Raw genomic sequence first — 23,893 nt, forward strand, 5'->3', positions numbered from 1 at the left:
GGTAGTCGATCCGCTAGCCGAGGCCGATGCGCTTCTGCTGATAGCCGCGATCGAGAATGGTCTGCCACCAGTTGCGGTTGTCGAAGAACCAACGAACTGTCTTGGTCAGGCCGCTCTCGAAATTCTCGTCAGCGCGCCATCCGAGCTCGCGCTCGAGCTTCGAAGCATCGATCGCGTAGCGACGATCGTGACCGGGACGGTCGGCGACGAACGAAATAAGGCCGCGCCGGGAGCTCGCCGTGCGCGGCGACATTTCGTCGAGCAGGTCGCAAATGCCTTCCACGACGTGCAAATTGGTACGCTCGTTTCGGCCGCCGACATTGTACGTCTCGCCGACCGCACCGCGCTCGAGCACGAGCGTGAGCGCCTTGGCGTGATCCTCGACGTAGAGCCAGTCGCGGATATTCTGTCCGTCGCCGTAGACCGGAAGCGGCTCGCCGGCGAGCCCCTTGATAATGATGTGGGGGATGAGCTTCTCGGGAAAGTGATAAGGCCCGTAATTGTTCGAGCAGTTCGTCACCATCGTCGGAAGGTCGTAGGTCTCGCGCCAGGCGCGGACCAGATGGTCGGACGATGCCTTGCTCGCCGAGTAGGGCGAGTTGGGCGAATAGGACGTGGTCTCCGTGAAATAGCCGTCCTTGCCGAGCGACCCGAACACCTCGTCGGTGGAGATGTGAAGGAAGCGGAATTGTGAGCGGCGATCCGGGCTCAGGGTTCTCCAGTATCGCAGCGCCTCCTGCAGCAGCGTGAAGGTGCCGACGATGTTGGTCTGGATGAATTCGCCGGGGCCGTCGATCGAACGATCGACATGGCTCTCGGCCGCCAGATTCATCACCGCGACGGGCTCGTACTTCTCGAACAGCTTGCGAAGCGAGGCGGCCTCGCAAATGCACTGCTTCTCGAATGCATAACGCGGGTTTGCTTCGGCGTCGGGGATCGACTCGAGGTTGGCCGCATAAGTCAGTTTGTCGATGTTGACGACGCGCGCGTGCGTGTCGCGGAGAAGATGACGGACGACTGCGGAGCCGATGAAACCCGCACCGCCCGTGACGAAAATCGTGGAGCCGTCGAAACGCATGGGTGATCTGCCTCAGTCTTGAGCGGCGAAGGAACGGGCCACCGATTGCAGATACTCGCCGTAGCTGCTCTTGGCGGTCCTCTCTGCGACCTTCTTGAAGGCTTCGAGAGAAATGTAACCGCCCCGCAACGCAATTTCCTCGGGGCAGGCGATGCGCAAGCCCTGGCGCTGTTCCAGGATCTGAACGAAATGGCTGGCTTCGACCAGCGAGGCGTGCGTGCCGGTGTCGAGCCAGGCAAACCCGCGCCCGAGCACCTCGACGAACAGGTCGCCACGCGCGAGGTAGGCGTTGTTCACGTCGGTGATCTCGATCTCGCCCCGCGCCGAAGGCTTGATCCCCGCAGCGATGTCGACCACGCTGTTGTCGTAGAAATAGAGGCCGGTCACGGCCACATTCGACTTCGGCTGCTTGGGCTTCTCTTCGATCGAGCGCGCACGTCCGTCACTATCGAGCTCGACCACGCCGTATTGCTCGGGCGAGTTGACGACGTATCCGAAGATCGTGGCGCCGCTCTTGCGCGTTCCGGCCCTGGCGAGCATTTCCGGAAGCCCGTGGCCGTAGAAGATATTGTCACCGAGAACCAGGGCGACGGAATCCGATCCCACGAATTCGCGGCCGACGATGAACGCGTCTGCGAGTCCGCGCGGGGTTTCCTGGCTCGCGTAAGAGAAGTTGACGCCGATCTCCGATCCATCGCCGAGCAAGCGCTGGAACAGCGGCTTGTCCTGCGGCGTCGAGATGATGAGAATGTCGCGAATTCCAGCGAGCATCAATGTCGATAGCGGATAGTAGATCATCGGTTTGTCGAAAACCGGAAGCAGCTGCTTCGACACCACTGTCGTGACGGGATAGAGGCGCGAGCCTGTTCCGCCAGCGAGTATAATTCCCTTCATAGGTCCCTCTGGTTTACCAATTCGAAAATATCAGATAGTGTGCGCTGCACAAGATTGTTGTATGTGCGGAGCGGAAGTCGCTGAATGAATGTTATCAAGACAGATCTGCCCGAGGTTCTGATCATCGAGCCGAAGCTATTCGGCGATCAACGCGGCTTTTTCTTGGAGACTTACCAATTCGAGCGCTACGTGCAGAGCGGGGTTGCGCAGCCGTTCGTTCAAGACAATCTGTCACGCTCGCGTCATGGAGTCTTGCGTGGGCTGCACCTACAAAATCCGGGCCCGCAGGGCAAGCTTGTCTCGGCGCTCCGCGGCCGGGTGCTGGATGTTGCCGTCGATGTCCGCGTCGGTAGCCCAAATTTTGGGCGTCATGTTGCTGTCGAGTTGAGTGAGGACAACCGGCGGCAATTGTGGGTTCCCCGCGGCTTCGCGCATGGCTTCGCCGTTCTGTCTGAGACGGCCGATTTCTTCTACAAATGCGACGCGCTGTACAGCCCGAAGGACGAGATTTCGGTTCGATGGAACGACCCGGCGATCGGTATCGACTGGGGCCTCGCAGATCCCTCGCTGTCGCCCAAGGATGCCGATGCGCCCTTGCTCGCGGATCTGAAGAATCTCCCGCGTTACGGGGAGATCTGACATGAAGATCCTTCTGACAGGCACTGCGGGGCAGGTGGGCGGAGCGCTGCTTCCGCTGCTTCAGGGACGGGCCGATATCGTTGCGCCGGCGCTCGAAGAGTTCGACCTGTCGCGGCCGGACGAGCTTGCCGGCAAGCTGGATTCGATCAAGCCGGATCTGATCATCAATCCCGCGGCCTATACCGCTGTCGATCGTGCGGAAGACGAGCGAGAGCTCGCGTTTCGCATCAACGCGGAATCTCCCAAGGCAATCGCCCAATGGGCCGCGCCGCGCGGCGTGCCGCTGGTGCACTTTTCGACGGACTATGTCTTCGACGGCTCCGGCGATCGTGCCTGGCGCGAGGACAGCACGCCGGCGCCGCTCTCGGTATACGGCCAAAGCAAGCTCGCCGGCGACCAGGCCATTGCCGAGGCGGGGGCCCTGCATGTGATCGCGCGCACGTCCTGGGTGTACGCTGCAACCGGTGCGAATTTTCTCAAAACGATCGTGCGGCTCGCCGGCGAGCGCGAGCAGTTGCGGATCGTCGGTGACCAGATCGGCGCGCCAACGACAGCCGAAACGATTTCGCAGGCGGTGGTTGCAATGCTACCGCGGAGCGACGACGACCTTCGCAAGACGTTCGAGCAGCGAGGCGGCGTCGTCAATCTGGTCTGCACGGGCGAGACCAGCTGGCACGGTTTTGCGACCGCGATCGTTGCCGGGCTGCAATCGAGGGGCGCTAAATTCGCCGTGAAGGAAATCGTTCCAATCCGCTCGGACGAATTTCCGGTCAAGGCGAAGCGGCCCTCCAATTCTCGCCTTGATCTCACGCGGCTGCGCGAGCAGTTCGGCATTACGCCGCTGAACTGGCAGCAGGCGCTCGATCGCGAACTGGATGCCCTCAAGGCGACGATCTGACCGCCGGTTCACAGGGCCGCAGCGGAGCACAACGTTCTGCGGCCTTTAAACTTTGTTAACCATCCAGGGCCCATTTTCCGGTTTGGCGCCTCGAACCGGAAAGTGCACGCATGTTTCAGCTCTTCTTGCGGGCCCGCACTCACAATTTCCTGAAAGACCGCTTTGGCGGAGAGCAGACGTTCCGTGCCCGCTCGCCCGAGCGCGACGCCGACACTGATCGCAGGCGCGTCGAAGCCATCATGGTCGCAATCGAGGATGCGCTGCACGCGGCAGAGCGCGAGCAATCGGGGCTGAACCACCGGGTCGAGGACGTGCTGGCGCGCGCGGCGGTGACCATCGGCAATGGCGATGACGAATATCTCGAGCGCGAGGCGCTCGACAATCACCATCAGGATCTGTTCGACAAGGAAATCCTGAACGGCCAGCGCAGGCTCAAGGAGCTCAGCGCCTCGATCGCCCATTTCAAATTCCTGAAGGCCGCGATGCTCAGCCGGTTCCCGGAATACCGGACGCCGGCAACCCCGACCAATTGACGCTCCGCGCCGCGCGCAGGCGCGGAGCTAGATCGCGAGCATGCTGTTGCCCTGAATCGACAGCAGGGTCAGGTTGCCGGTCGCATACGCTCCGGTGTCGATATTGGCCCGGTTCTCGAGCAGCTCGGCCTGGCGCACCGGCGTATGACCGTGCACGACGTATTTGCCGAAACGCTTCTTGCTCTGGAGAAATTCGTCCCTGATCCACAGCAGATCCTGCTCGCGCTGTTCGGACAGGGGAATTCCCGGGCGAACGCCGGCATGCACGAAGAAGAAGTCGCCGCATGTGAATGTCGGCCGCAACTGGCGCAGGAACGCGATGTGTTGCGGCGGCATGATGGAGGTGAGCTCGCGCACGAGATCGGACTGTTCGTCCTTGCTGAGATCGGGCGTCGCCGAGATTCCATAGGACATCAGGGTCTGGAGGCCGCCGAACCGAAACCAGTCGGCGGTGCGCGAGGGATCATCCAGCACCGAGGTGAAATAGGCCTCGTGGTTGCCCTTGAGAAAAACCGTGTTGCGGCGACGGCTGCGGTCGATCAGGAGATCGAGTGTGTGACGCGAGTCCGGTCCGCGATCGATGTAGTCGCCGAGAAACACCTCGATCGCGCGATAGGGTCGGCTGTTCGCCATGTCCGCATCGATGACGGCGAACATCTGTTCGAGCAGATGCGCGCAGCCGTGGATGTCGCTGAGTGCGTAGATCCGCACGCCGTTCGGCAGTTTCGGCCGGGGCGAGTTCTGAGTCGGGGTCGTGACCATGGGGTTCAACCCTTGGAGAGAGCTTGGCCCGAGATGTCAATATGCTATCGACCACTTCGAGTCAGCACGAGCGGCTTTTTTTCGTCCACGCCATGTGAACGCCGGTTTGTGCGGCTGTCGTATCACCCCGTGCGGTTTGATGAGGCGTCGATTCGCCGCGCTTGGTCCGCTCAGCCGAAGCTGCGGCTGTCGAACGACGATGCGGCTTCGTTGCGATACGCCCTCGCACGTGCGCGGAGCAGAATCGCGCCGCAGACATAGCCGAGCTGTAGCACCGTTGCAAAGACCAGGATCGTGACGACCGTGTGGGCCGGCCCCTGTCCCTGCCAGGCAGAGACCGCGCCGATCGTTGCCGCACCGAGAACGATGGTGGGAGGCAGGATGAAAATCCGGAATCGGCCTCCAAGCAATGATCCGATCAGCAGACTAAAAACGGCGACGGTACTCACGGCACAACTCCCCCGAACTGCCACGAGTGTTAATGGCGCCAACCTAAGGTCGGCTTAAGCAACAGGGTTGAACAACCGTTCAAAGGCGCGCGCAATGATGTGTAAAATTAGAGCGATTTGATGCGAAACGCGGCCCGATGCTCAGTTGAATGTCAGGCTGACGGCACTTTGAGCACGCGTGCATGCGGGCACCGCATTGCAGAAGAACGTTTTGATTTTTTCGCTGCAGTGCCGCAATGTTGCTTTGTTTGGTTAAGACATTGCCGATGGCGCATCGGAAATTTATCGACTGCTTGCAGCTTCCCGGTTGCAGGTGCGTGACGAGGCAGCGAGGTTCGGATGGCTGTAGCAACTTATGGTTCGGAAAACTTTTATTCGGTTGTCTCGAACCGTCGCGGTGCTCTCCAACGTCCCCTCCAGATCGCTCTGATCGCGGGCGACTTCCTCGCACTCCTGCTCAGCTATTTCGCAGCCAGCGGTTTTTATCGCCTGCTCGTGGCCGAGCAGGATTCGTCGGTCGGTGCGGGTCTCGTCGTCGCCGCGGTGTTCGTCATGATCTCGTACTTCCAGGGCATCTACGATCATCATCGTCTCCTGAGCACTGTCTGGCAGCTCCGCAGGTCGCTGACGATCTGGGCGGTCTCGCTGACCATTCTCGCGGTCGAGGCGTTCCTGCTCAAATCGTCGGCCGATCTGTCGCGCGGAACCACGTTGCTGTTTGCTGCGACCGGCGGCGTTGCCCTGGGCGGGCTTCGGGGGCTGTGGCGCATTGCGCTGAACTCAAGCTACGCCAGAGGCCGCCTGGTCGATCGGAAGGTCCTGCTGCTCAGCCTGAAGCCGCTCGATTTCACGTCGAGCCGTTTCAAGGATCTGCGCAAGCACGGCTTCAATGTCGTGCGCCATTTCGTCCTCGATCCGTCAGCAGACGGTGCGGGGTGGGACTACGAGATTCGCGACGTCGTGCGTCAGGCACGCTCGGCTGATGTCGAAGAATATCTCCTGGTCATCGATTGGGACGAGATGCCTCTGCTGCAGAAGCTGAGCCAACACCTGCGCGTGGTTCCCCAGCCGATCCGCCTTTTGCCGGACTTTCCGATCGCCGATCTCGTCTCCCGGCCGTTCCAGCCGGTCAGCGGCACGGTTGCCATCGAGATCCAGCGTGCGCCGCTCACCGTTTTCGAGCGGGCGCAGAAGCGCTGTCTCGATATCGGCCTCGCCTCGTTTGCCCTGCTGCTGCTGGCACCGCTGCTTGCGACTGCCGCGATCATGATCAAGCTCGATTCTCGGGGCAATGTGATCTTCAAGCAGTCCCGCCGCGGCTTCAATGGCAAGCAGTTCGAAATCTGGAAGTTCCGCTCGATGTCGGTTGCGGAGAACGGCCACGTCGTCACGCAAGCGACAAAGAGCGACGCGAGGGTCACGCGCGTTGGTCGCGTGTTGCGACGGACCAGCATCGACGAATTGCCGCAGCTCTGGAACGTCCTGCGCGGCGAGATGTCGCTGGTCGGTCCGCGGCCGCATGCGCTCGCGCATGACAATTATTACGACCAGCTCATCAGCAACTACGTGTACCGGCACCATATGAAGCCGGGCCTGACCGGTTGGGCCCAGGTCAACGGTTTCCGCGGCGAGACGCCGACCATCGACCTGATGGAGAAGCGGGTCGAGTACGATGTCTGGTACGTCAGCAATTGGAGCATCTGGCTGGACATCAGGATCATCCTGAAGACCGCTCTGGCGCTGATCCATCAGGAAGCCTACTGAGCAGCGCAGGCTCTGTTCGTCGGGCTGCACCGATATGAGCTAACGAGCCGCGGCGCTCAGGCCGGCGTCTGATCTGCGCAGCCGGGATTCGCGAGCTAGTTTTCGATCAGGTAGCGCGGACGGTCGTCTGCCGGATAGCACCGATGCTGGATCTTTTCTCCCGCGTCCCGGACGAGATACCAGAAAGCCATTTTTTCCCGTTCGGACACGTCGCAGGTCAGATCGAGAAGGCGGAGCTAGCCAACGCCCCCAGCCATCCGAGCGACTCGGTCGGAGCGCATCCCAGCAGGATCCTGCTCATCCGCTGGACGGCATCAATATCCGCATCCGCCTGTGTCAGGTCGGTGCCGCGGACGGTCATGTCGGCGGCCGACAATTGCAGGACGAGCAGCTCCCGAAGGGCCTTGGGCTCGCACGTGTGCTGAGCGGCGGGCAGGTTCGTCGCCACGATGCGTCTCAGCAACGGCGCGTCGTAGCTCTCGCCGGCGGCGATTTGCCTGGCAACGCGCGAAACGGTCGGATCTGACAGGTTGGGGACGATCGACAGCGCCCACACCAGGGCGGATGCCGCCAGCAAACAATTGGCGCCGCGCGCAATCCAGCGCGATGCGCCGGGGGCGGCCTTAGGCTCCCTCGACATAGTACGCGTTGTAGTGCGAGCCTTTGTAGCCCTCGATGCGCTTCAGCATCTTCGGGTCTGCACCGTTGAGAACGGCGCCCAGCACCTTCTTCTGAATGCCTTCGGAGCTCGACATCGATTCCTGCAGAGCCGTACGCGTCGTGCGGCCCCATTCGATGACATAGACGTAGGCGTCCATGAGGTGGCTGATGGCCTTGGCATCGGTCACAGGCATCACCGGCGCCAGATCGATGACGATGTAGTCGTATTCGTTCCGCAGCAGCGCCAACAAATCGGCCATCGCCTTCGAGGCCATGATGTCGGCGGAGTTCACCATCCGCGAAACGACAAAAGAGGGAAGGAAATCCAATCCGGTCTCCGCGCTGCGCCGGATGTGGTGTCCGACCGATTGCGGATCCTTGAGAGATTCGAGCAGCCCGGTCTTGGCGGTCGGGTCGAGTTCTCTTGTCAGCGAACGCGTATGAAGGTCGCCGTCGATCAGGAGCACGCGCTTGCCGGTGAACGCGGTGAGGTGCGCGAAGTTGGCCGAAACCGTGGTTTTTCCTTCCTTCGGAAGCGACGACACGATGCCGATGACCTTCACCTCCCGGGACAGGCGGGCGAGATCAATCGAGACCTTGATGTTGCGCATGGTCTCGGCATAGCGCGAGAACGGGTGATCGATGACGTAGCGGGACAGCTGGCCGCTGCGCTCGACCGGCGCGCCATCGGTCGATCGCGATCCGCGGCTCCTCGACGCGCCCATCTGCTTCGAGCCGATGGCCGGGAGCACCCCAAGACATTTGACGCCGATCTCGTCCTCGACCTCGGTCGGCGAGCGCAGCACGTCGCTCAGCATCTCCCGGGCAAAGGCGGCGCCCAGGCCGAAGCAAAGACCACCGAACAGCGCGCCGATCAGCGAGAGCACCGTCTTGGGGGAGCTCTTGCGGTCCGGTTTCACAGCGGTGCTGATGATGCGGGATTCGCTGATCGGGAAGCTCTGGTTCTGCATTGCCTGCTGCTGCTTCTCGAGGAAGCTGTTGTACAGGTTGCGGTAGGTGTCGGCCGCGCTCTCGAGGTCGCGCAGCTTCACTTGCGCCTGTCCGGTGCTGCCGGCCTGGCTGACCAGATTCTTGAGGTTTTCCTCCAGCGACGTCTCGCGGCTCTTGGCGATTTCGTAGTCGCTGCGATAGGCATCGCCGATACGCTTGACTTCGTCTGCGATCGACTTGCGCAGCTCTTCCATTCGGTTGGCGAGATTGACCGAGGCCTGATGGGTCTTGCCGTAGCGGGCCGACCAATCGGAATACTGCGCCGACAGATCGAGATATTGAGCGCGCAGGCGGGTGATCACGGGATTGTTCAGCGCGTCGGTGACCGTCGGCTGGGCAAGATCCTTGTCGCTGATCGCGTCGATGCGGTCGAGCCGCGCCTTGGCCTCGGAGGTGGCCGCGCGCGCCTGGATCAGCTGCGTGTTCACGTCGGTGAGCTGCTGCTCGTTCATCAGGCCGCGGCTGGTGCCGACGATATTGTTCTGGCTCTTGAAGGTCTGCACGGCACGATCGCTGGCGGTCGCCTGCTCACGCAGCTCGGCGCTGCGCTGCTGCAGCCATTCGCTGGCGCGCTTGGTGGACTGATACTTCGCGTCGAGCGCGCCCACGATATAGGCATCGGCGATCTCGTTGGCGATCTGGGCCGCCTTGTCGGGGTCCCGCGAGCGGAAGCTGGCCGACAACACGTAGGTCGTCAGCAGGCGCTCGACCTTGAGGTTGTTCTCAACCGCGGCGACCGTCCCGCGTTCGATGCGTTCCTTCGAGGCAGGCCCGTCCGATCCGAACAGTCCGATGACCTTACCGATAATGGCGGGCAGCAGGCCTGGATCCGAGCCGTTGAACTCCGGATCTTCCGTCAGCTTCATGCGACGGACGACGGACCGGATCAGGTCGTCCGAGGTGATGATTTCGACCTGGCTGTCGACGAAGCCGGGGTCGATCAGCGCGGAGACGCCCGTGTCCTTGTCGAGCACCTGTGTCTGGCGGGTGTCCATCAGGATGCGCGTGTTCGCCGTGTACATCGGCGTCGCGGTCAGCAGGTAAACGAGAGCGAGTGCGAGAGCACCGCCGATGATCGCTGTGATCAGCGGCCACTGCCGCCGCAGGATTCCCAGCACGCGCTCGACGCTTAGCGTCGTCCCCGCCAGTTCGAGCGCGGATCTCTCGTGCAGCTGAAACTGCTCTCTGGGCTGGTACATCTGAATGTTCATCAAGCTGACATGAGGTTATTGGGGAAGCGGTGGAGCGGCAAACGGATCGGCGATGTTTGTCTGCCACTCTCCGGTCATTAAAGAGCTGGCGCTCCCAGCTGACTTATCGGGCGACCGCGGTGGTGCATTTCCGATGGGGTGGGACGCGACCGAACTCGGGTCGAATTCCACGGCCTCCAGCTCCGCTGAGTAGCCCGAGCTCACGGCCGAGTCTGCCAGCTTTCGTACAAACTCACTGATCTTCTGCGAGGTTTCAGGCTTGCGAGCCAAACACATCAGCTGCGCTCGGCGCAAGGCTGCGCCGATCGCGTTGCGGTCGACGCCAGCTGTCTCGCTGACAAGATCGCGCACCTTGGGCAGGACAGAGATGTCGGTGGCGATATAAGCAGCGAGGCGGCCGGCGAGCTTGGTTCGATCATTGCGAACCTCGCGCAACAGCGATGCAGGCTCCATCTGAAAGCCTTGCAGGGTGGCTGCAGGCACGCGGTTTGCCTGATCGACGCATTGAGCTTCGCACCGGCCACCGAGGCAGACAGCAATCAGCAGCGCGAATGCGATCACCAAGCGGAAACCGCCCGCGCCGCGATCAGCAAATAGTCGTCGTTGAGGCAGGGCCAAACCACTCATCGCGTTCATTCAGATCGCCGCAAGACTTCGCTCAACAACACTTTGCTCAAACCGAGTGTCGCGAATAACTATGTCAAATTCTTGTGCGGTGCAAAATATTGTCTGAAACCTCGGAAATTCACCGCAAATTTCATGAAGCGCGGATGAGTTCCGGTGAATGGGAATAGGCATACGACAGCGCCCACTGGGAGAGCCACGGGGCATCGATGCACGCAATCTAATCAAGAAGCCCGGGATCTGGGCGCGCAACCGATCAGAGCGGCGAACATGAGATCGATCCTTACAACCGCAAGGCGCAGGGCGGTCTGCGGCCATCCCACCGCGATCAATCGGTGTCGCTTGGTGACCGCGAGTCGTTGCAGTCTCCTGTTGACGGCGAGACCGTCCGGTTCGCGCTCACCGATCTGGAATCTGCAACGAGACATGCCTCAATCATGGTCAATACGGTTCGATACATGTTGAGCCTCTGCTCATCCACTAGGCCATAGACCAGAATTCGTCCGGCGATCGCGCCGCCGACGAGCTGAAACAGGAGCAGTACCGCGACGGCTATTCCTGCAAGCAAGCCCCAACGGCGAAGCTTGTCGATGCGCAGTGGCGCGAAGAAGAGCGCGGTTGCCAGAAAGACGGTCAGGATCAGCAGCAGAAGCCCTGCGCGCGAGGAGAGGGAGTATGCGATCAGCGCGGTCATCTGTCGCGAAGGCGGTTGGTTCGGCCACCGCAGCGCGGCTCCGCATTCCGGTTCCCGAAGCTGGAGTGCCCTTCTGCCACATTCGTGCCGAATGAATAAGCTAGTTGGATCGTGCGCGAACACGCAGAGCGAGCAGCATTGACGCAAAAGATATGTTGCGCGGTGAGCTTCTTGTTCTGCAGATGGCAAGCTGCTCATCGGGGGGCACGCAACCCCTTCACTAGTGGCTTGCACTATTGGCTTACGGGGTGCGTTGCCTCCGGCAAATTCACCGGTGCGCCACTGCTTTCGACATGGGCGACTCCTCCAACCGATATGCATGCAACGAGTGCGGGCAGGACATTGTATTCACGTCGAATGCCCAGTAGAAATGCTGCACTGCAAGGTACTAGGAAATTGCCGTGACGGTGCCCGCTCATCGCGAGAAAGCGCATGTCCTCACTCTGGACAGCATTCGGGGAATTGCCGCGGTCACCGTGGTGGTTCACCATGTGATCCTGATGCCGATGTTTCTTGCGGCATTCCCATACAAGGCCTGGATCGATTGCTCCTTCTTTCGAAGCGGCTGGCTGCTTGTCGATCTGTTCTTCGTGCTTAGTGGCATCGTTATGGCGTTGAGCTACGCCGAGACTGATTTCGGCCGCTTCTCGTTGTCGGATTTCATGGTGAGGCGGCTCGCGCGCGTCTACCCACTCCACGTGGTCATGCTCGTAGCGCTGCTGGTGTTTCGTTTGGCGCGGATAAGCCTCGTCGCGATGGGCGTCATGGCCAGCGACCCGGCGACGTTCGAAGTTAACAATGCTTATTCCTTCGTGTTGAACGTGCTCCTGCTGCACTCGCTCGGGTTCGTGGACTACCTGAGCTGGAACGGGCCTAGCTGGAGCATCAGTGTCGAGTTCTACACTTACGTTGTCTTTGGCCTGCTGCTGCTGCTCTCGGAGCGTCTGGGCTCGATCAGATATTTCTATGTCTGCGCGATTGCTCTTGGTGCCGGTTGCTGGATCGTCATCACCTTCACGCTGGGCAAGTCGGATCTGGCGCTGCAAACGGATTTCGGTCTGCTGCGTTGTATCGCCAGTTTCTTCCTGGGAGTTCTCACGGCGAGGGCCACCTCGCATCTGCCGCGCGCGGTGAGTGTCCGCGCGCAAGGTATCATCCAGATGATTGCACTGGCTCTCACCATCATCCAGGTCTCGATCGCAGAAGCCTATCCCGCCACGACCTTCGTGGCGCCGCTGACGTTTGCGATCTTCCTGGGTTCGCTGCTGGCTTTCCCCAACGCCGCCCTTGTGCCGGCCCTGCTTTCCACGAAGCCGCTCGTCTGGCTCGGACGGCGCTCCTACTCAGTCTATATGGTTCATGCCTTCGTCGTTCTGCTTGCCGAATATCTGGTGAAGGCTCTAGGCGCGCGTCCGGTCGCTGCACTCGATTCCATCTATCCAGGCCTGGCCACGACTTTGAACCTCGCCGTCGTGGTTGCCGCCGTTCTCGCGCTTTCAAACTTCACCTACCGTTTTGTCGAACTTCCGGGCGGCCGCGTCCTCAGGCGCGCCCTCGGCAGGGCTCCTGGATTTTCTTCGTCCCAGGTCGCGCCTTCGGCGCGGCCATCCAACTAGGGATTTGGTCCGCATGGTTGGTCCCAGGCGTGTTGTGTTTCCGGACTTCGGCTTCAATCTCGAAGCCATCGCGCTCACCGCGTACATCTTCCGCGATGCGTTCGGCGGCGTCGTGCGATACTACACTACGATCTTGCACGTCGGAGCGATATGGTTCCTGCCGGACGTGATTGCGATGCTCTGCATCTTCCTGTTCGTCAATCGTTGCATCATCAGAAACAGAAGTGTTCTGGCGATTCTCGTTCTGCTCCAGATCGTTCTGTCGCTCGGCATCGGCTACTTCTTCCTCGGGACCGTGAACGCCCTGTCGTCGTCATTCAAGATGATACTTCCAGTCTTCGTCGGTTTCTCGTTCTGCGATGCCGATCTGTCATCGTACAAGAAACTGCTCGCCATCTTCACGGGCGTATTCTACGCCTCGGTGATCGGGGTGATCCTGTCCAAGTACTGGACGATGCCTTGGACCGGCTTCAAATACGAATCGTTTGGCGCCGTTCGCGAGGCGGGCCGCCTTTGGTGGGCGGCTGCGGAGGTGCGGCTGTCCGGGTTCGCGTCGGACAACACGATGGCGGGCTTCTTTATCCTGACATGCTTTGTTACGACGTCCATTCGGCGAAGCACTCTTTGGTGTGTGGTATGCGGGTCGGTCGCGATCTATGCGATCAAGTTGACGACGAGCAAGACGACGATGCTGGTGCTCGCTTTTTACCTTTTCGTGCTGTTGATCGTGCGGATGCTGCCTGAGCGAATGAAATTTTCCGCAGTCCGGACGCTCGCGATATCGTCCTTTGCGGCGATCCTTGCGCCGGCGACCCTCATCCTGCTTGCCTCGGGGACTGCGGTCGGCAACAAGAGTCTGCTGTTCAGCATCATGGATCGAATCAATAACAGCTGGCAGTTGCCGTTCGTCTATATGAGCGAGCTTATGCCGATCGGCTACATCACTGGATGCGGCATCGGTTGCTTCAATTATCCGCAGCAATTGTTCTCAAATCTCGCATCTTATTGGGTGCCAGTCGATAATTTCTATGTCGGCACTTACCTGATGTTCGGATTTCCGTTCGTCATCTTTATGTGGATGGTGTTTCGCTCTGCATTCTTCGTTACGGACATTTACAAGCTGTCGCTGATCTTTACCGTTAATCTCTTCACGATCACCGTGCTGAACTATGGTCCTGCAACCGGACTGTTGTTTATTGCGCTCAGCTTTAGCGAGGTCTTCTCGCGACGTGTATCCGTGGCGCTTCAGGGGCCCTCGCGCCGCCCGGGCGTGGTGCGTGCGGAGTTGCTGAACGAAGGGCCCAATCTTGGATCAAGTCTGCCGCGGCCGGCATCGTGAGCCTAACCGGCAAAAGGAATGAAGATGCATAAACGATTGGCTTTCGTTGATACGCTTCGCGGCATCGCAGTGCTGTCGGTCGTGCTGCAGCACGCGCTCGAGCAGGTCGTGCTCAATCAGTCAACCGGAGGCTACTATTGGGCGTTTCATTATGCGCTCGGAGAATATTTCAATTTCGGTCGGTTTGGCGTGGTGCTGTTCTTCTTTGTCAGCGGCTTCGTGATTCCCTACAGCTTTCCAAACAGTGCCGCCCCGGTTCGGGACTTCGCTATCAGTCGCTTTTTTCGCCTCTACCCGGCGTACTGGTTGTCGATCGTTCTCCTGCTGGTTCTCTCCCCAATCCTCGAGGGGAAATCGTTTCCCCTGTCGCACGTCGCTGCGAATGCGACCATGTTTCAGATGTTCATGGGCATTCCCAATATCAGGATCGCCTATTGGACGCTCGCGGTGGAGCTGATGTTCTATGTCAGCTGCATTTGCCTTTTTGCCAGCGGATTCCTTACGCGCCGCCTGACTGCGTTCCAGATCGTCATCGCAACCTGCGTCATCGGAATAGTTGCGTTTCCAGTTATCAAGGTTCATGCCGTGTGGGGCGTGCTTGAGCTGGCGCTCGATTTGACGGCGATGTTCTTCGGCAAGGTGATCCGCGATACCGTCATGGAAGGCAAGCTCAGTTGGCGCCACGTCGGGATCTGCGCTGTTCTCTACGTGATCTTTGCTGCGGGCGTCGCGTACAGGCGTTACGGCATCGACTACCAGGAGAATTTTTTCTGCGCTTACGGCATGGGCGCCGCCTACATTCTGGCGGCCTGCGTATTCATTGGCTTCGCGGCCCTCGGCGAGAAAGCCGCCTGGCGCTCCATGTCCTTTGTCGGGATGATCAGTTATTCGGTCTACCTGATGGGGTCGTTTGCCATGATGGTCATCTTCTACTTTTTTGGCGCGGGCAACGGCCCCTTGCAGTGGTTCCTCTTTGCTGCCGCAGTCGTCGCCGCTTCGATCCTTGTCAGCTGGTTGACCTATCTGACGGTCGAAAAGCCCTGCATCAGTTTCGGGCATCGTTTCCGTTCCCCGCGAGGTCTTGCTTCGGTTTCGCTCCAGTCGTCGCTGCGAAGTCAGGTGGCAGAATGAGAGTACCGACGCCCGCGTCTTATGCCGAGACGGGCGGCGGTTTTGTGCCGTCCATTCAGGGCCTTCGCGGCGTCGCAGCGATTAGCGTTCTGATCGACCATTTCTGCGACATGCCGAAAGGCGGTGTCTACGACATCCCCAATCCGGGATTCTTGCCGCCGATCTGGCCTTGGCTGCAATCGGTCATCAACTCGGGCGGGCACGGCGTAGAACTGTTTTTCATGATCAGCGGCTTTCTGATTCCCGCGAGCCTGGTGCGGCACGGATCAATCGGAAAGTTCACGTATGATCGCGTTCTGCGCATCATGCCGGTCTTCGTCGTGCTGCACCTCGCGTTGTTCGCGGCTGGCCCGATCGTTGGATACAAGTTCTTCCGGGGCATCGACCTGCCGACCTATCTCCAGGTGTTCTTCGCCAATTTGTTCTTCGTCCAGGATGCGATCGGGCTTCCGATTGCCCAGCAAAACGCGTGGACGCTGACCTACGAATGGGCGTTCTATATCCTGTTCGCATTGTGCTTCGGCGCCGTCGTGCGGCTGAAGAGCTGGTGGCTTGCGGCGCCACTGATCCTTCTCGGCTTCCTTTGCATCCTGCATTGGCCGATCACTGCCTTCTTCGTGATCGGCATGTTGTTCAGCGCGACCAATCTGCGCTTTCGGACGCCCGGAGCCGTAGGCGTCGTTGCCGGGCTCGCCTGTTTTGCCGCCATGTATGCCGCCCTCGACGTGCTGCATCCGTTTGCTGCGCTGATTCCGGGCTTTCTGCTGTTCGGAATGGTGTTGGCGACAGGATCGGGAATGTCCGGTCTGTTCAGCCTGGCGCCGCTGCAGTACCTCGGCAAGATAAGCTACAGCCTCTATCTCGTTCACCCGTTCGTGCTGTTTCCATTGCAGGTCATCGGGCTGAAGCTGGTCGATCGCGGTGTCGATCGCTGGCTGCTATGGAGCGGGTTCGTGATCTTTGGGCTGGCGCTCGCCTTGATCGCAAGCTCGCTCAGCTACGAGATCGTCGAGGTACGCCTGCGCCGGTTCATCGACGGGGCGCTCCGACACATCTTCGTACGGAAAATGGCGCAGAGCCGGGCGGCCTGATCGCGTCAAGCGGGCCTCTGATAGAACCGGCGCAGCCGCAGCGCCGGTTTTTCAATGACGTTCCAGGAGAAGGCCGCAAAGCCGAGCGTCAGCAAGATGACGATCGGCAGGATCATCGCCAGCGACAGGTGGTGATCCCGCCCCAGCACGCGCTGGAAGATGTCGATCGTCGCCTGCGTGATCGGGAAGCCGTAGAGGTAGATGCCGTAGGACAGATCCTGGGTGAACAGTCGATCGAATGCCTTGAAACTCTGCATGCCGATGTAGACCGTGCAATAGGTCAGGAAGATCCCGGCAAGCGGCAGCAGAACGTTGAGCCACATGATCGCCGCGTAGCAGAGCGCCGACGCCGCAAAGATCGCCCAGTGGATCGGCACGTATCTGGCGTGCAGGCGGAACACCATGCCGAAGAAGAACATGAAGACGAGGTACCAGCCGGCGAGCCGCGTCGAATCGGACCGGACGTTGAAGGTCGCGGGATCGACGACGTAAGCGACCAGTTCGACGAGGAGGGCTGCACCCACCAGGAGCGTGATCCAGCGGATCTTTCGAGATTCACCAGAGATCATGCGCGCAAGCAGGAGCGCGAAGGCGAAGACGTAGCACCAGAGCTCCCAGGGCAGGGTCCAGAGATTGGCGTTGACCATCTCCGGCCAGGGATTGTGCAGGAACAGGCCTGGCAGCTCGAACGTGACGTGACCGACGATGTTGCCGAAATAGCGGTAGAACTGGTACTCGGCCAAATATTGCGACAGCGGCAATTGCGTTAGCAGCGGCCCGACCACGAGCGCGCAGAGCGTCACCTCGACGCTGAGCGCCGGGACGATCCGCAACACGCGGTTGATGAAGAACGTCTTGAGATCCGGGTTCTTGATGGCGCTGCCGGTGACCAGAAAGCCGCTGAGTGCGAAGAACATCCCGACCAGCGCGATCAGCCCGGGCCGAAGCAGTTCCTGGATGATTTCGGGCGCATGGAGGTGGCTGAAGGACAGCGCCGTCAGTCCGCCCATCTTGTCGAAGGCGGCGGCGCCGGGGTCCTTGAGGACATAGACGGCCATTCCCGGCTCATCGAGCTTCTTGACGAAGGCGGCGCCGGCGAACAGGCCGGCAACCGCGACCCGGCAATGATGCGACAGGATGACCAGCGACAGCAGGTGCCGCATCATGTTGAAGCCAGGTCCGAGACCTTTGTTCTTCGCCAAAATGGTTTCGGCGGTTTCCTGCCGCGCCAGGCCAGACTGGATGGTGTCGGGCAGCCGCCAGAAGCGCGTCGGAGCGGAGCGGCGCTCGCGGCCGAGTGCGCCCGGCAACGAAACAGTTGCGAGCTCTGCGTCTCGGTCCGGTTGCGACATTCTCGTCAGCCTTTCATGCACCTGTTTTGGCGACATCGATGGATGCCACGGAGTTGAAGCCAATTCATGGCCGTCAGGCCGACTTGCCATAGCACCAGATCGCACCACTCACCCAATCGATCGCCGCTAAGCGACGATCGAGCGGCGTCGCCCGAGCCTGCGGCAATAGGCAATGAGGGGTTGCTCGACATACCAATGGATCAGGATCCCGGCGACGACCGACAAGACCACCGCAGCGATGACGAAGAGCGCGGACGGCAGCGGATTGTGCAGCCGGGCGGATATCTGAATCAGCACGACCGCGGTCGCGGCGTGGGTAAGGTAGATTGAATAGGAGGCGTCGCCGAGCAGCAGGCCGAGGGAATGCAGCGGCCCCGGCCTTTCGGTCGAGACGATGCCCAGCCACACGACGATCGTCGCGAACAGTGTCCACCACAGGGCGCGGAGGGCGTTGTCTTCCGACAGCGTCGCCCCGACAACGGCGGTTGCCAGGATGGTCGCCGCGAGCGTGAGCGGGAACGCCGCCGGGAATCGGCCTCGCACGAGGGGATGCCCCCTCAGCCAGAGCAGGCCCAGCGCAAAACCCATGCCGAACTGAAGGTTGGGCATCATGATGTTGCCGTAACCGACCACGGTCGCGAGGGCGAGACCTTGGGTTTCGGGCTGTAGCAGTTCCGGCCACGCCAGCAGGTGGGACGCCGCGTACCACGCCAGCGGTGCAAGGAACCAGGCGGCCAGCAGATATGACAGAGGGCGCGGCCTCAGCATGGTGACTGCGAACAGGATGTAGAAAATGAACTCGTGCCTGAGCGTCCACACCACGTGGGGCCGCAGCTCTCCGATCGGCCAGAGCGCCATGGCTCGCAGGCCGGGCAGAAGATCGATCTTCGCCGTGCCGGCCATCGACAGCAGGTTGTATCCGATCACGCATACCCACATGAAGGGAATGATACGCACGGAGCGGCGAACGAAGAATTCCGCGCGCGTGCTGCGGGTCGGGCCGAATGAAACAATCGTGATGATGAAGCCGCTGATGACGAAGAAGATCGCGACGCCGAACAGGCCGGTTTCAGCGAGCGCAAACGGGCTCTCGCCGTAGGACGGCGGCAGGCTGACCAGCCAGTTGACGTGCCAGATCACGACCAGAATGGCTGCAAAACCGCGCAGGTATTGAATTCCCGGTACGATCCCGCCCTTGGGGGAGCGTGCACCCTCGATATCCGTCAATGTCGCCTCAATGCCGCGCTGGTGCTCGATTTTACCGATCGCATCAGTGATCGGTCAAACCTGATTTTTTTGGCGCGATGATGATGAATGAGGCAATGCCGCAGCGATAACGCGGCCGCAAATGGGCGCCGCCGATCCCGGGTTGCATGCGGCGAGGCGGGGCCCGCCGCACGCAATCCCGGCTCGATCAGACGAACAGGAAGTCGCTGCTGGTCACGTTCGCGGTGACGACGTTCTTCAGCAGGATGGTGTCGTTCGTCGTGACGTGGATCAGAGTGTCGGCACCGGACTGGCTGAGCTGGAGATGGCTGTAGTCAGCGGCCATCAGCTTGGCGATCGCCACCGTGTCATGGCCCGTCGCTGATCCAGCGTGGAAGCCGTTGACCGTGTCGCTGCCACCGCTGAAGGAGACGGTGGTCGACCCGACTCCGGCGACCGCAAACGTGTCGTTCCCGGTGCCGCCGGCAAGTGTGATGCCCGCGACCTTGGCCGACGCGTTGTGCGTGCCGTCCGAGTTCAGGATGTCGACATAGGCCAGGTTTCCGGCCGTGTTGTAGGAGTCGTGCTCGGTGTTGGTCGCGTTGAAGTAGAAATTGTCGTGCGACCCGTCGGCATTGTTGACGTACATCTTCGCCTTGACGCCGTCCGTGTAAACGGTCGTGGCGTTCGAGCCGTCGGTGTTCTGAACGTAGTCGCTGGCGATCTTGCCGCTCGAATAGGTCTGGGTATCCTTCGAGCCGTCGGCATTCGTGATGTAGACCGAGGTCTTCACGCCGCCGCTGAAATTGGTCGTCGTGGTGTCGCCGCTGGCCTTCGCCACCGTCTGGGTCACGCTGCCAGTCGTATCGTAGGTGGACGACAGGGTCGAGCCGTCGGTGTAGTTCTGCACCTCGGTCGTCTTGTGGCCCGTGCTGTCGTACAGGTCCGTCGTGACGCTGCCGTCCGAGTTGACGACCTTGGTGTATTGCAGGCTGCCGTCGGCGTGCAGATCGGTGATCGACGTGATGGTGCCGTCCGCCTTGCTCTGCTGGATCTCGGTCGTGTAGGCCTTGCCCGTGACGTTGAAGAACGTGTTGGTGTGCGTGCCGTCGGCATGCGTATCGTAGGTCGCGGTCTTGATGTCGTTGCTGTAGACCGTCGTCGACGACGAGCCGTCGGTTTTCTGGATCAGCGTGCTGGTCAGGTGGCCGGATGTGTAGAGATCGGACTCCTTCGAGCCGTCGGCATTGGTGATGTAGACCGACGTCTTGACGTCGCTGCTGAAGTTGGTCGTCGTGGAATTGCCGTCGGCCTTCGCGACCGTCTGCGTGACTGCTCCTGCCGTATTGTAGATGGACGTCAGCGTCGAGCCGTCAGCGTGGTTGACGACCTCGGTCGTCTTGTGGCCGGTGCTGTCATACTGGTCGGTGGTGATGCTGCCGTCGGCGTTGACGACCTTGCTGTACTGCAAGGTACCGTCCGCGTGGAGGTCGGTGATCGCCGTGAAGGTGCCGTCGGCCTTGGTCTTCTGGATCTCGGTCGTGTAGGCTTGGCCGGTGATGTTGTAGAAAGTGTTAGTGTGGGTGCCGTCGGCGTTGGTGACGTACACCTTGGATTTCACGCCGCTGGCGAAGACCGTCATCGTCGACGAGCCGTCGGTCTTCTGGACGAGGTCGCTGGCGATCACGCCGTCCGTGTACAGCTGGGTTTCCTTGGTGCCGTCGGCGCTGGTGATGTAGATCGAGGTCTGGACGCCGGCGCTGAGGTTGGTGGTCGTGGTGGTGCCGTTGGCTGCCTTGGAAACCGTCTGCGTCGCGACCCCTGAAGTATTGTAGGACGTCGTGAGGCTCGATCCGTCGGCGTAGTTGTGCACCTCCGTGATCTTCTGGCCCGCTGTGTTGTAGAGGCCGGTGGTGGTGCCCCCGTCCGCGTTGGTGATCTTGGTGTACTGCGTCGTGCCGTCGGCATGCAGGTTGGTGAAGGCGGTCACCGTTCCGTCCGCCTTGGCGGTCTGGATCTGCGTCGTATAGGGCTGGCCGGTGATGTTGTAGAAGGTGTTGGTGTGGGTGCCGTCGGCGTTGGTGACATACACCTTCGATTTCACGCCGCTCACATAGACCGTCATCATCGACGATCCATCGGTCTTCTGGACGAGGTCGCTGGCGATCACGCCGGCCGTAAACAGCTTGGTTTCCTTGGTGCCGTCGGCGCTGGTGATGTAGATCGAGGTCTGAACGTCGGCGCTGAGGTTGGTGGTCGTGGTGGTGCCGTTGACTGCCTTGGAAACCGTCTGCGTCGCGACCCCTGATGTGTTGTAGGTCGTGGTCAGGCTCGAACCGTCCGCGTAGTTCTGGACAGCGGTGATTCTCTGGCCGGCGGTGTTGTAGAGGCCGGTGGTGGTGCCCCCGTCCGCGTTCGTGATCTTGGTGTACTGCGTCGTGCCGTCGGCATGCAGGTTGGTGAAGGCGGTCACCGTTCCGTCGGCCTTGGCGGTCTGGATCTGCGTCGTGTAGGCCTGACCGGTGATGTTGTAGAAGGTGTTGGTGTGGGTGCCGTCGGCGTTGGTGACATACACCTTGGATTTGACGCCGTTGGCATAGACCGTCATCGTCGACGATCCGTCGGTGTTCTGCACGGAATCGCTGGCGATCTGCCCCGCCGTGTACAGCTTGGCTTCCTTGGTGCCGTCGGCGCTGGTGATGTAGACCGATGCCAGCACGCCGGCACTGTAGTTCGTCGTCGTGCTTGCACCGCTGGCAGCCTTCGCGACGGTCTGCGTCACCGCGCCGGTGGTGTCGTAATTCGTGGTCAGGCTCGAACCGTCGGCATAGTTGCGCACTTCCGACGTCTTCTGGCCGGCGCTGTTGTAGAGATCCGTGGTGGTGCTGCCGTCGGCGTTGAGCACCTTGGTGTACTGCGTCGTGCCGTCGGCGTGCAGATTGGTGATGGAGCTCATCGTTCCATCGGCCTTGGTGGTCTGGATCTGGGTGGCGTAGGCCTGGCCGGTGATGCCGTAGAACGTGTTGGTGTGCGTTCCGTCGGCATTGGTCACATAGACCTTGGACTTCAGGCCGTTCGTGTAGACCGTGGTCGTGACGGTCTTGTCCACATCGTTGACGGTCTCGCTCGAGATGCTGCCGTCCGAATTGTAGTTGGTGGTCTGCTTCGCGCCGTTTGCGCTGACGATCACTTCCTGTGTCTTCACGCCGGCCGCGTACAGGATCGTGTCGCTGCTCGAGTCGACATTGACGAGCGATTTGCTGGTGATGACGCCGTTGCTGAAGTTCGACGTCTGCGTTCCCGTCTGTGTGCCGGACGCGCTGAAGAACTTGGTCTCGCTCCAGCTCGATGTGGAGGTTGTGACGGAGAACGAGTAGCCGCCCTGGATCGCCGCGAGCGCGTTTCCGTAGTGCGAGATGATGTAGTTCATCGTCGACACGGACGCGACGGCAAGCACATGGGTGTCGGTCAGCGTGATCGACTGCAGGGTAGTCGATGCCGAGAGATCGGCGAGTTCCGCGACAATCTGGGCGGCCGTGCCGGTGACGTCGGTGGCCTGCGCCGGATTCGAGGGCGCCCGGGCCACGCCGTCGATCTCGATGATGATGGGGTGGTCGCTCACGGGAATTGTGAACGAGCTGACATTGGTATAGGTCGCGATCGGGTCGGTTCCGCCCGTGGGATCGTAGACCTTGATGGATTGGTGCACGCCGTCGAGCTGAACCGTGACGCTCTGGCTCGGGTTGCTGATCTCGGTTTTGGTCTTCTGGTCCCAGACCTTCGGCTCGGCCCAGACGACGAGATCGTAGGCGCCGTTGCTCTTGCCGAGCACCATGCTGTTGCCCGAATCCGGCATGTTGCTGAGCGTGTAGCTCAGCGGGCTCGTCGGCTGGCCGCTGCCGCTTCCGTCGTCGTTAAGAATTGTCGTCAGGTTATGGACCGCGGTGGCAGCCAGCTTGGGCGTGCCGTCGTCGTAGAACAGTCCGAAATGGCTCTGCGGATCGGTATCGCTGCTCGACGAATTGCGGTCGAGCAGTTCGTAGAGATAAGTCGTGCCGACACCGTCCTTGAAGGCGTCCATCAAGGTGTTGAGGATTGATTTTGCCTGAACCGACTCGTTCACGCCGAGATACGGCGTGGTGCTCAGCGTGGTGTAGCCGGTTTCGGTGATCACCGTGGGATCGCCGGGAGACACCGAGGTTGCGAGGTTCAACGCCGATGCCAGCGCGGCGGCCGGCGTGGTGCCGGTGCTGACATAGGCGTGGGAGTTGGCATAGTCCGAGGATGAGCCGAGATTTCCGAGCTTCGAGAAATCGTTGGGATCGTCGTAGCCGAGAGTCAGATTGTAGACCGGAAGCTTCGAGAGCGTCGCATCGGCCTTGATCGCGCTGTAGAGCGCCTGCTGAAATTGCGCGGCCGCCTGGATCGTCGAGCTGCCGTTGTAGCTGAACGCCTGGAGATTGACTTCGTTCAGGCCTTCGAGCGCGATGATGCTGCCCGGATGTGCCGCCTCGAACGCGTCGAGTGCGGCGATGTATTGCTGCAAGCCCGCGGCACCCGTCGCCGGGATCGACGATGAAACGCCGAGATCGAACTTGTATCCGTCGTTCGCCAGACCGTCGAGCACGGGCTGTGCTCCCGGGATGTTCGTCAAACCGTCACGAAGCGTGGTGACGCCGAGATATTTGAGGTCGGCTTCGACGAGTGCGAGATTGTTGTAGCTGCCCCACGCATATGACACGTGCGTGTTGACGCCGATTGAACTTGTGAACGCGCTTGCGGAGAGAACAGTTTGGTCGCTGCTGGTGATGGTCGCCATGACTTACTCTGGTGATGCCCGCTGGAGTTGCTCCATGCGTAGCGGTAGAGTTTGTCAGTGACGTTAGAAAGAAGGCTAAAGATGTAGGTATCCGCGGCTTTTCGCGGAACGAACTGCAAGTA

The 23,893-nt window shown here is 60.7% G+C and carries 19 protein-coding genes; 8 read left to right on the forward strand and 11 right to left on the reverse strand.

Going from position 1 to position 23,893, the window contains the following annotated elements; all coding sequences use genetic code 11:
- Positions 1-13: 13 nt before the first annotated feature.
- The gene (gene rfbB / locus YUA_RS0123375; RefSeq protein WP_027532884.1) at positions 14-1,078 is read right to left on the reverse strand and encodes a dTDP-glucose 4,6-dehydratase; all 1,065 of its coding nucleotides are present in this window, start codon (positions 1,076-1,078) and stop codon (positions 14-16) included.
- 12 nt (positions 1,079-1,090) lie between these two features.
- Positions 1,091-1,972, reverse strand: coding sequence for a glucose-1-phosphate thymidylyltransferase RfbA (gene rfbA / locus YUA_RS0123380; RefSeq protein WP_027532885.1), 882 nt, complete (start codon positions 1,970-1,972; stop codon positions 1,091-1,093).
- Positions 1,973-2,056: 84 nt separating this feature from the next.
- Here rfbA and rfbC point away from each other — a divergent pair, with 84 nt between their 5' ends.
- The 3 genes from rfbC to YUA_RS0123395 all read left to right on the forward strand — a co-directional run bounded on the left by rfbC (position 2,057) and on the right by YUA_RS0123395 (position 4,042).
- Positions 2,057-2,611, forward strand: a complete 555-nt coding sequence (rfbC, locus tag YUA_RS0123385; RefSeq protein WP_027532886.1) for a dTDP-4-dehydrorhamnose 3,5-epimerase — start codon at positions 2,057-2,059, stop codon at positions 2,609-2,611.
- Between the two features lies 1 nt (position 2,612).
- On the forward strand, positions 2,613-3,509 hold the full coding sequence (rfbD, locus tag YUA_RS0123390) for a dTDP-4-dehydrorhamnose reductase (RefSeq protein WP_027532887.1): 897 nt from the start codon (positions 2,613-2,615) through the stop codon (positions 3,507-3,509).
- A 110-nt stretch (positions 3,510-3,619) separates the two neighbouring features.
- Positions 3,620-4,042 carry a hypothetical protein gene (locus tag YUA_RS0123395; RefSeq protein WP_027532888.1) on the forward strand — a complete coding sequence of 141 codons (423 nt, stop codon included), beginning with the start codon at positions 3,620-3,622 and terminating at the stop codon, positions 4,040-4,042.
- 27 nt (positions 4,043-4,069) lie between these two features.
- Here the strand turns inward: YUA_RS0123395 and YUA_RS0123400 are convergent, their stop codons facing one another.
- Both YUA_RS0123400 and YUA_RS0123405 read right to left on the reverse strand, forming a co-directional pair.
- Positions 4,070-4,804 (reverse strand): metallophosphoesterase family protein, encoded by a 735-nt coding sequence (locus YUA_RS0123400; RefSeq protein ID WP_027532889.1) that lies wholly within the window; start codon positions 4,802-4,804, stop codon positions 4,070-4,072.
- Between the two features lie 170 nt (positions 4,805-4,974).
- Positions 4,975-5,253, reverse strand: a complete 279-nt coding sequence (locus YUA_RS0123405) for a hypothetical protein (RefSeq protein ID WP_027532890.1) — start codon at positions 5,251-5,253, stop codon at positions 4,975-4,977.
- A 339-nt stretch (positions 5,254-5,592) separates the two neighbouring features.
- Here YUA_RS0123405 and YUA_RS0123410 point away from each other — a divergent pair, with 339 nt between their 5' ends.
- Positions 5,593-7,017 carry an undecaprenyl-phosphate glucose phosphotransferase gene (locus YUA_RS0123410; protein WP_027532891.1) on the forward strand — a complete coding sequence of 475 codons (1,425 nt, stop codon included), beginning with the start codon at positions 5,593-5,595 and terminating at the stop codon, positions 7,015-7,017.
- Between the two features lie 217 nt (positions 7,018-7,234).
- Here YUA_RS0123410 and YUA_RS44780 read toward each other — a convergent pair whose 3' ends face one another.
- The 4 genes from YUA_RS44780 to YUA_RS51165 all read right to left on the reverse strand — a co-directional run bounded on the left by YUA_RS44780 (position 7,235) and on the right by YUA_RS51165 (position 11,217).
- Positions 7,235-7,594, reverse strand: a complete 360-nt coding sequence (locus YUA_RS44780; RefSeq protein ID WP_027532892.1) for a hypothetical protein — start codon at positions 7,592-7,594, stop codon at positions 7,235-7,237.
- Between the two features lie 46 nt (positions 7,595-7,640).
- The gene (locus YUA_RS0123425; protein WP_027532893.1) at positions 7,641-9,887 is read right to left on the reverse strand and encodes a polysaccharide biosynthesis tyrosine autokinase; all 2,247 of its coding nucleotides are present in this window, start codon (positions 9,885-9,887) and stop codon (positions 7,641-7,643) included.
- A 27-nt stretch (positions 9,888-9,914) separates the two neighbouring features.
- Positions 9,915-10,535 (reverse strand): hypothetical protein, encoded by a 621-nt coding sequence (locus tag YUA_RS0123430; RefSeq protein WP_156947198.1) that lies wholly within the window; start codon positions 10,533-10,535, stop codon positions 9,915-9,917.
- Between the two features lie 316 nt (positions 10,536-10,851).
- Positions 10,852-11,217, reverse strand: a complete 366-nt coding sequence (locus tag YUA_RS51165; protein ID WP_027532895.1) for a hypothetical protein — start codon at positions 11,215-11,217, stop codon at positions 10,852-10,854.
- A gap of 401 nt (positions 11,218-11,618) precedes the next feature.
- Between YUA_RS51165 and YUA_RS0123440 the strand changes: the two genes are divergently transcribed.
- The 4 genes from YUA_RS0123440 to YUA_RS0123455 are packed head-to-tail and all read left to right on the forward strand — an operon-like array spanning position 11,619 to position 16,394.
- Complete coding sequence (locus tag YUA_RS0123440) at positions 11,619-12,833, forward strand: acyltransferase (protein WP_245285234.1); 1,215 nt, start codon at positions 11,619-11,621, stop codon at positions 12,831-12,833.
- A gap of 13 nt (positions 12,834-12,846) precedes the next feature.
- The gene (locus YUA_RS0123445) at positions 12,847-14,172 is read left to right on the forward strand and encodes a hypothetical protein (protein WP_051383341.1); all 1,326 of its coding nucleotides are present in this window, start codon (positions 12,847-12,849) and stop codon (positions 14,170-14,172) included.
- Positions 14,173-14,190: 18 nt separating this feature from the next.
- Entirely contained in the window at positions 14,191-15,303 is a 1,113-nt protein-coding gene (locus tag YUA_RS0123450) for an acyltransferase (protein WP_245285235.1), read from the forward strand.
- The gene (locus YUA_RS0123455; protein WP_027532899.1) at positions 15,300-16,394 is read left to right on the forward strand and encodes an acyltransferase; all 1,095 of its coding nucleotides are present in this window, start codon (positions 15,300-15,302) and stop codon (positions 16,392-16,394) included. Before YUA_RS0123450 ends, YUA_RS0123455 begins: the two co-directional genes overlap by 4 nt.
- Before the next feature lie 5 nt (positions 16,395-16,399).
- Here YUA_RS0123455 and YUA_RS44785 read toward each other — a convergent pair whose 3' ends face one another.
- The 3 genes from YUA_RS44785 to YUA_RS0123475 form a co-directional block, all read right to left on the reverse strand.
- Positions 16,400-17,746, reverse strand: coding sequence for an acyltransferase (locus YUA_RS44785; RefSeq protein WP_156947199.1), 1,347 nt, complete (start codon positions 17,744-17,746; stop codon positions 16,400-16,402).
- A 126-nt stretch (positions 17,747-17,872) separates the two neighbouring features.
- Positions 17,873-18,973, reverse strand: coding sequence for an acyltransferase (locus YUA_RS0123465; RefSeq protein WP_027532900.1), 1,101 nt, complete (start codon positions 18,971-18,973; stop codon positions 17,873-17,875).
- A gap of 187 nt (positions 18,974-19,160) precedes the next feature.
- On the reverse strand, positions 19,161-23,771 hold the full coding sequence (locus tag YUA_RS0123475; protein WP_027532901.1) for a hypothetical protein: 4,611 nt from the start codon (positions 23,769-23,771) through the stop codon (positions 19,161-19,163).
- Positions 23,772-23,893 lie beyond the last annotated feature (122 nt).

The sequence above is a fragment of the Bradyrhizobium sp. WSM3983 genome (assembly GCF_000473045.1).
In the GTDB taxonomy this organism is placed as follows: domain Bacteria; phylum Pseudomonadota; class Alphaproteobacteria; order Rhizobiales; family Xanthobacteraceae; genus Bradyrhizobium.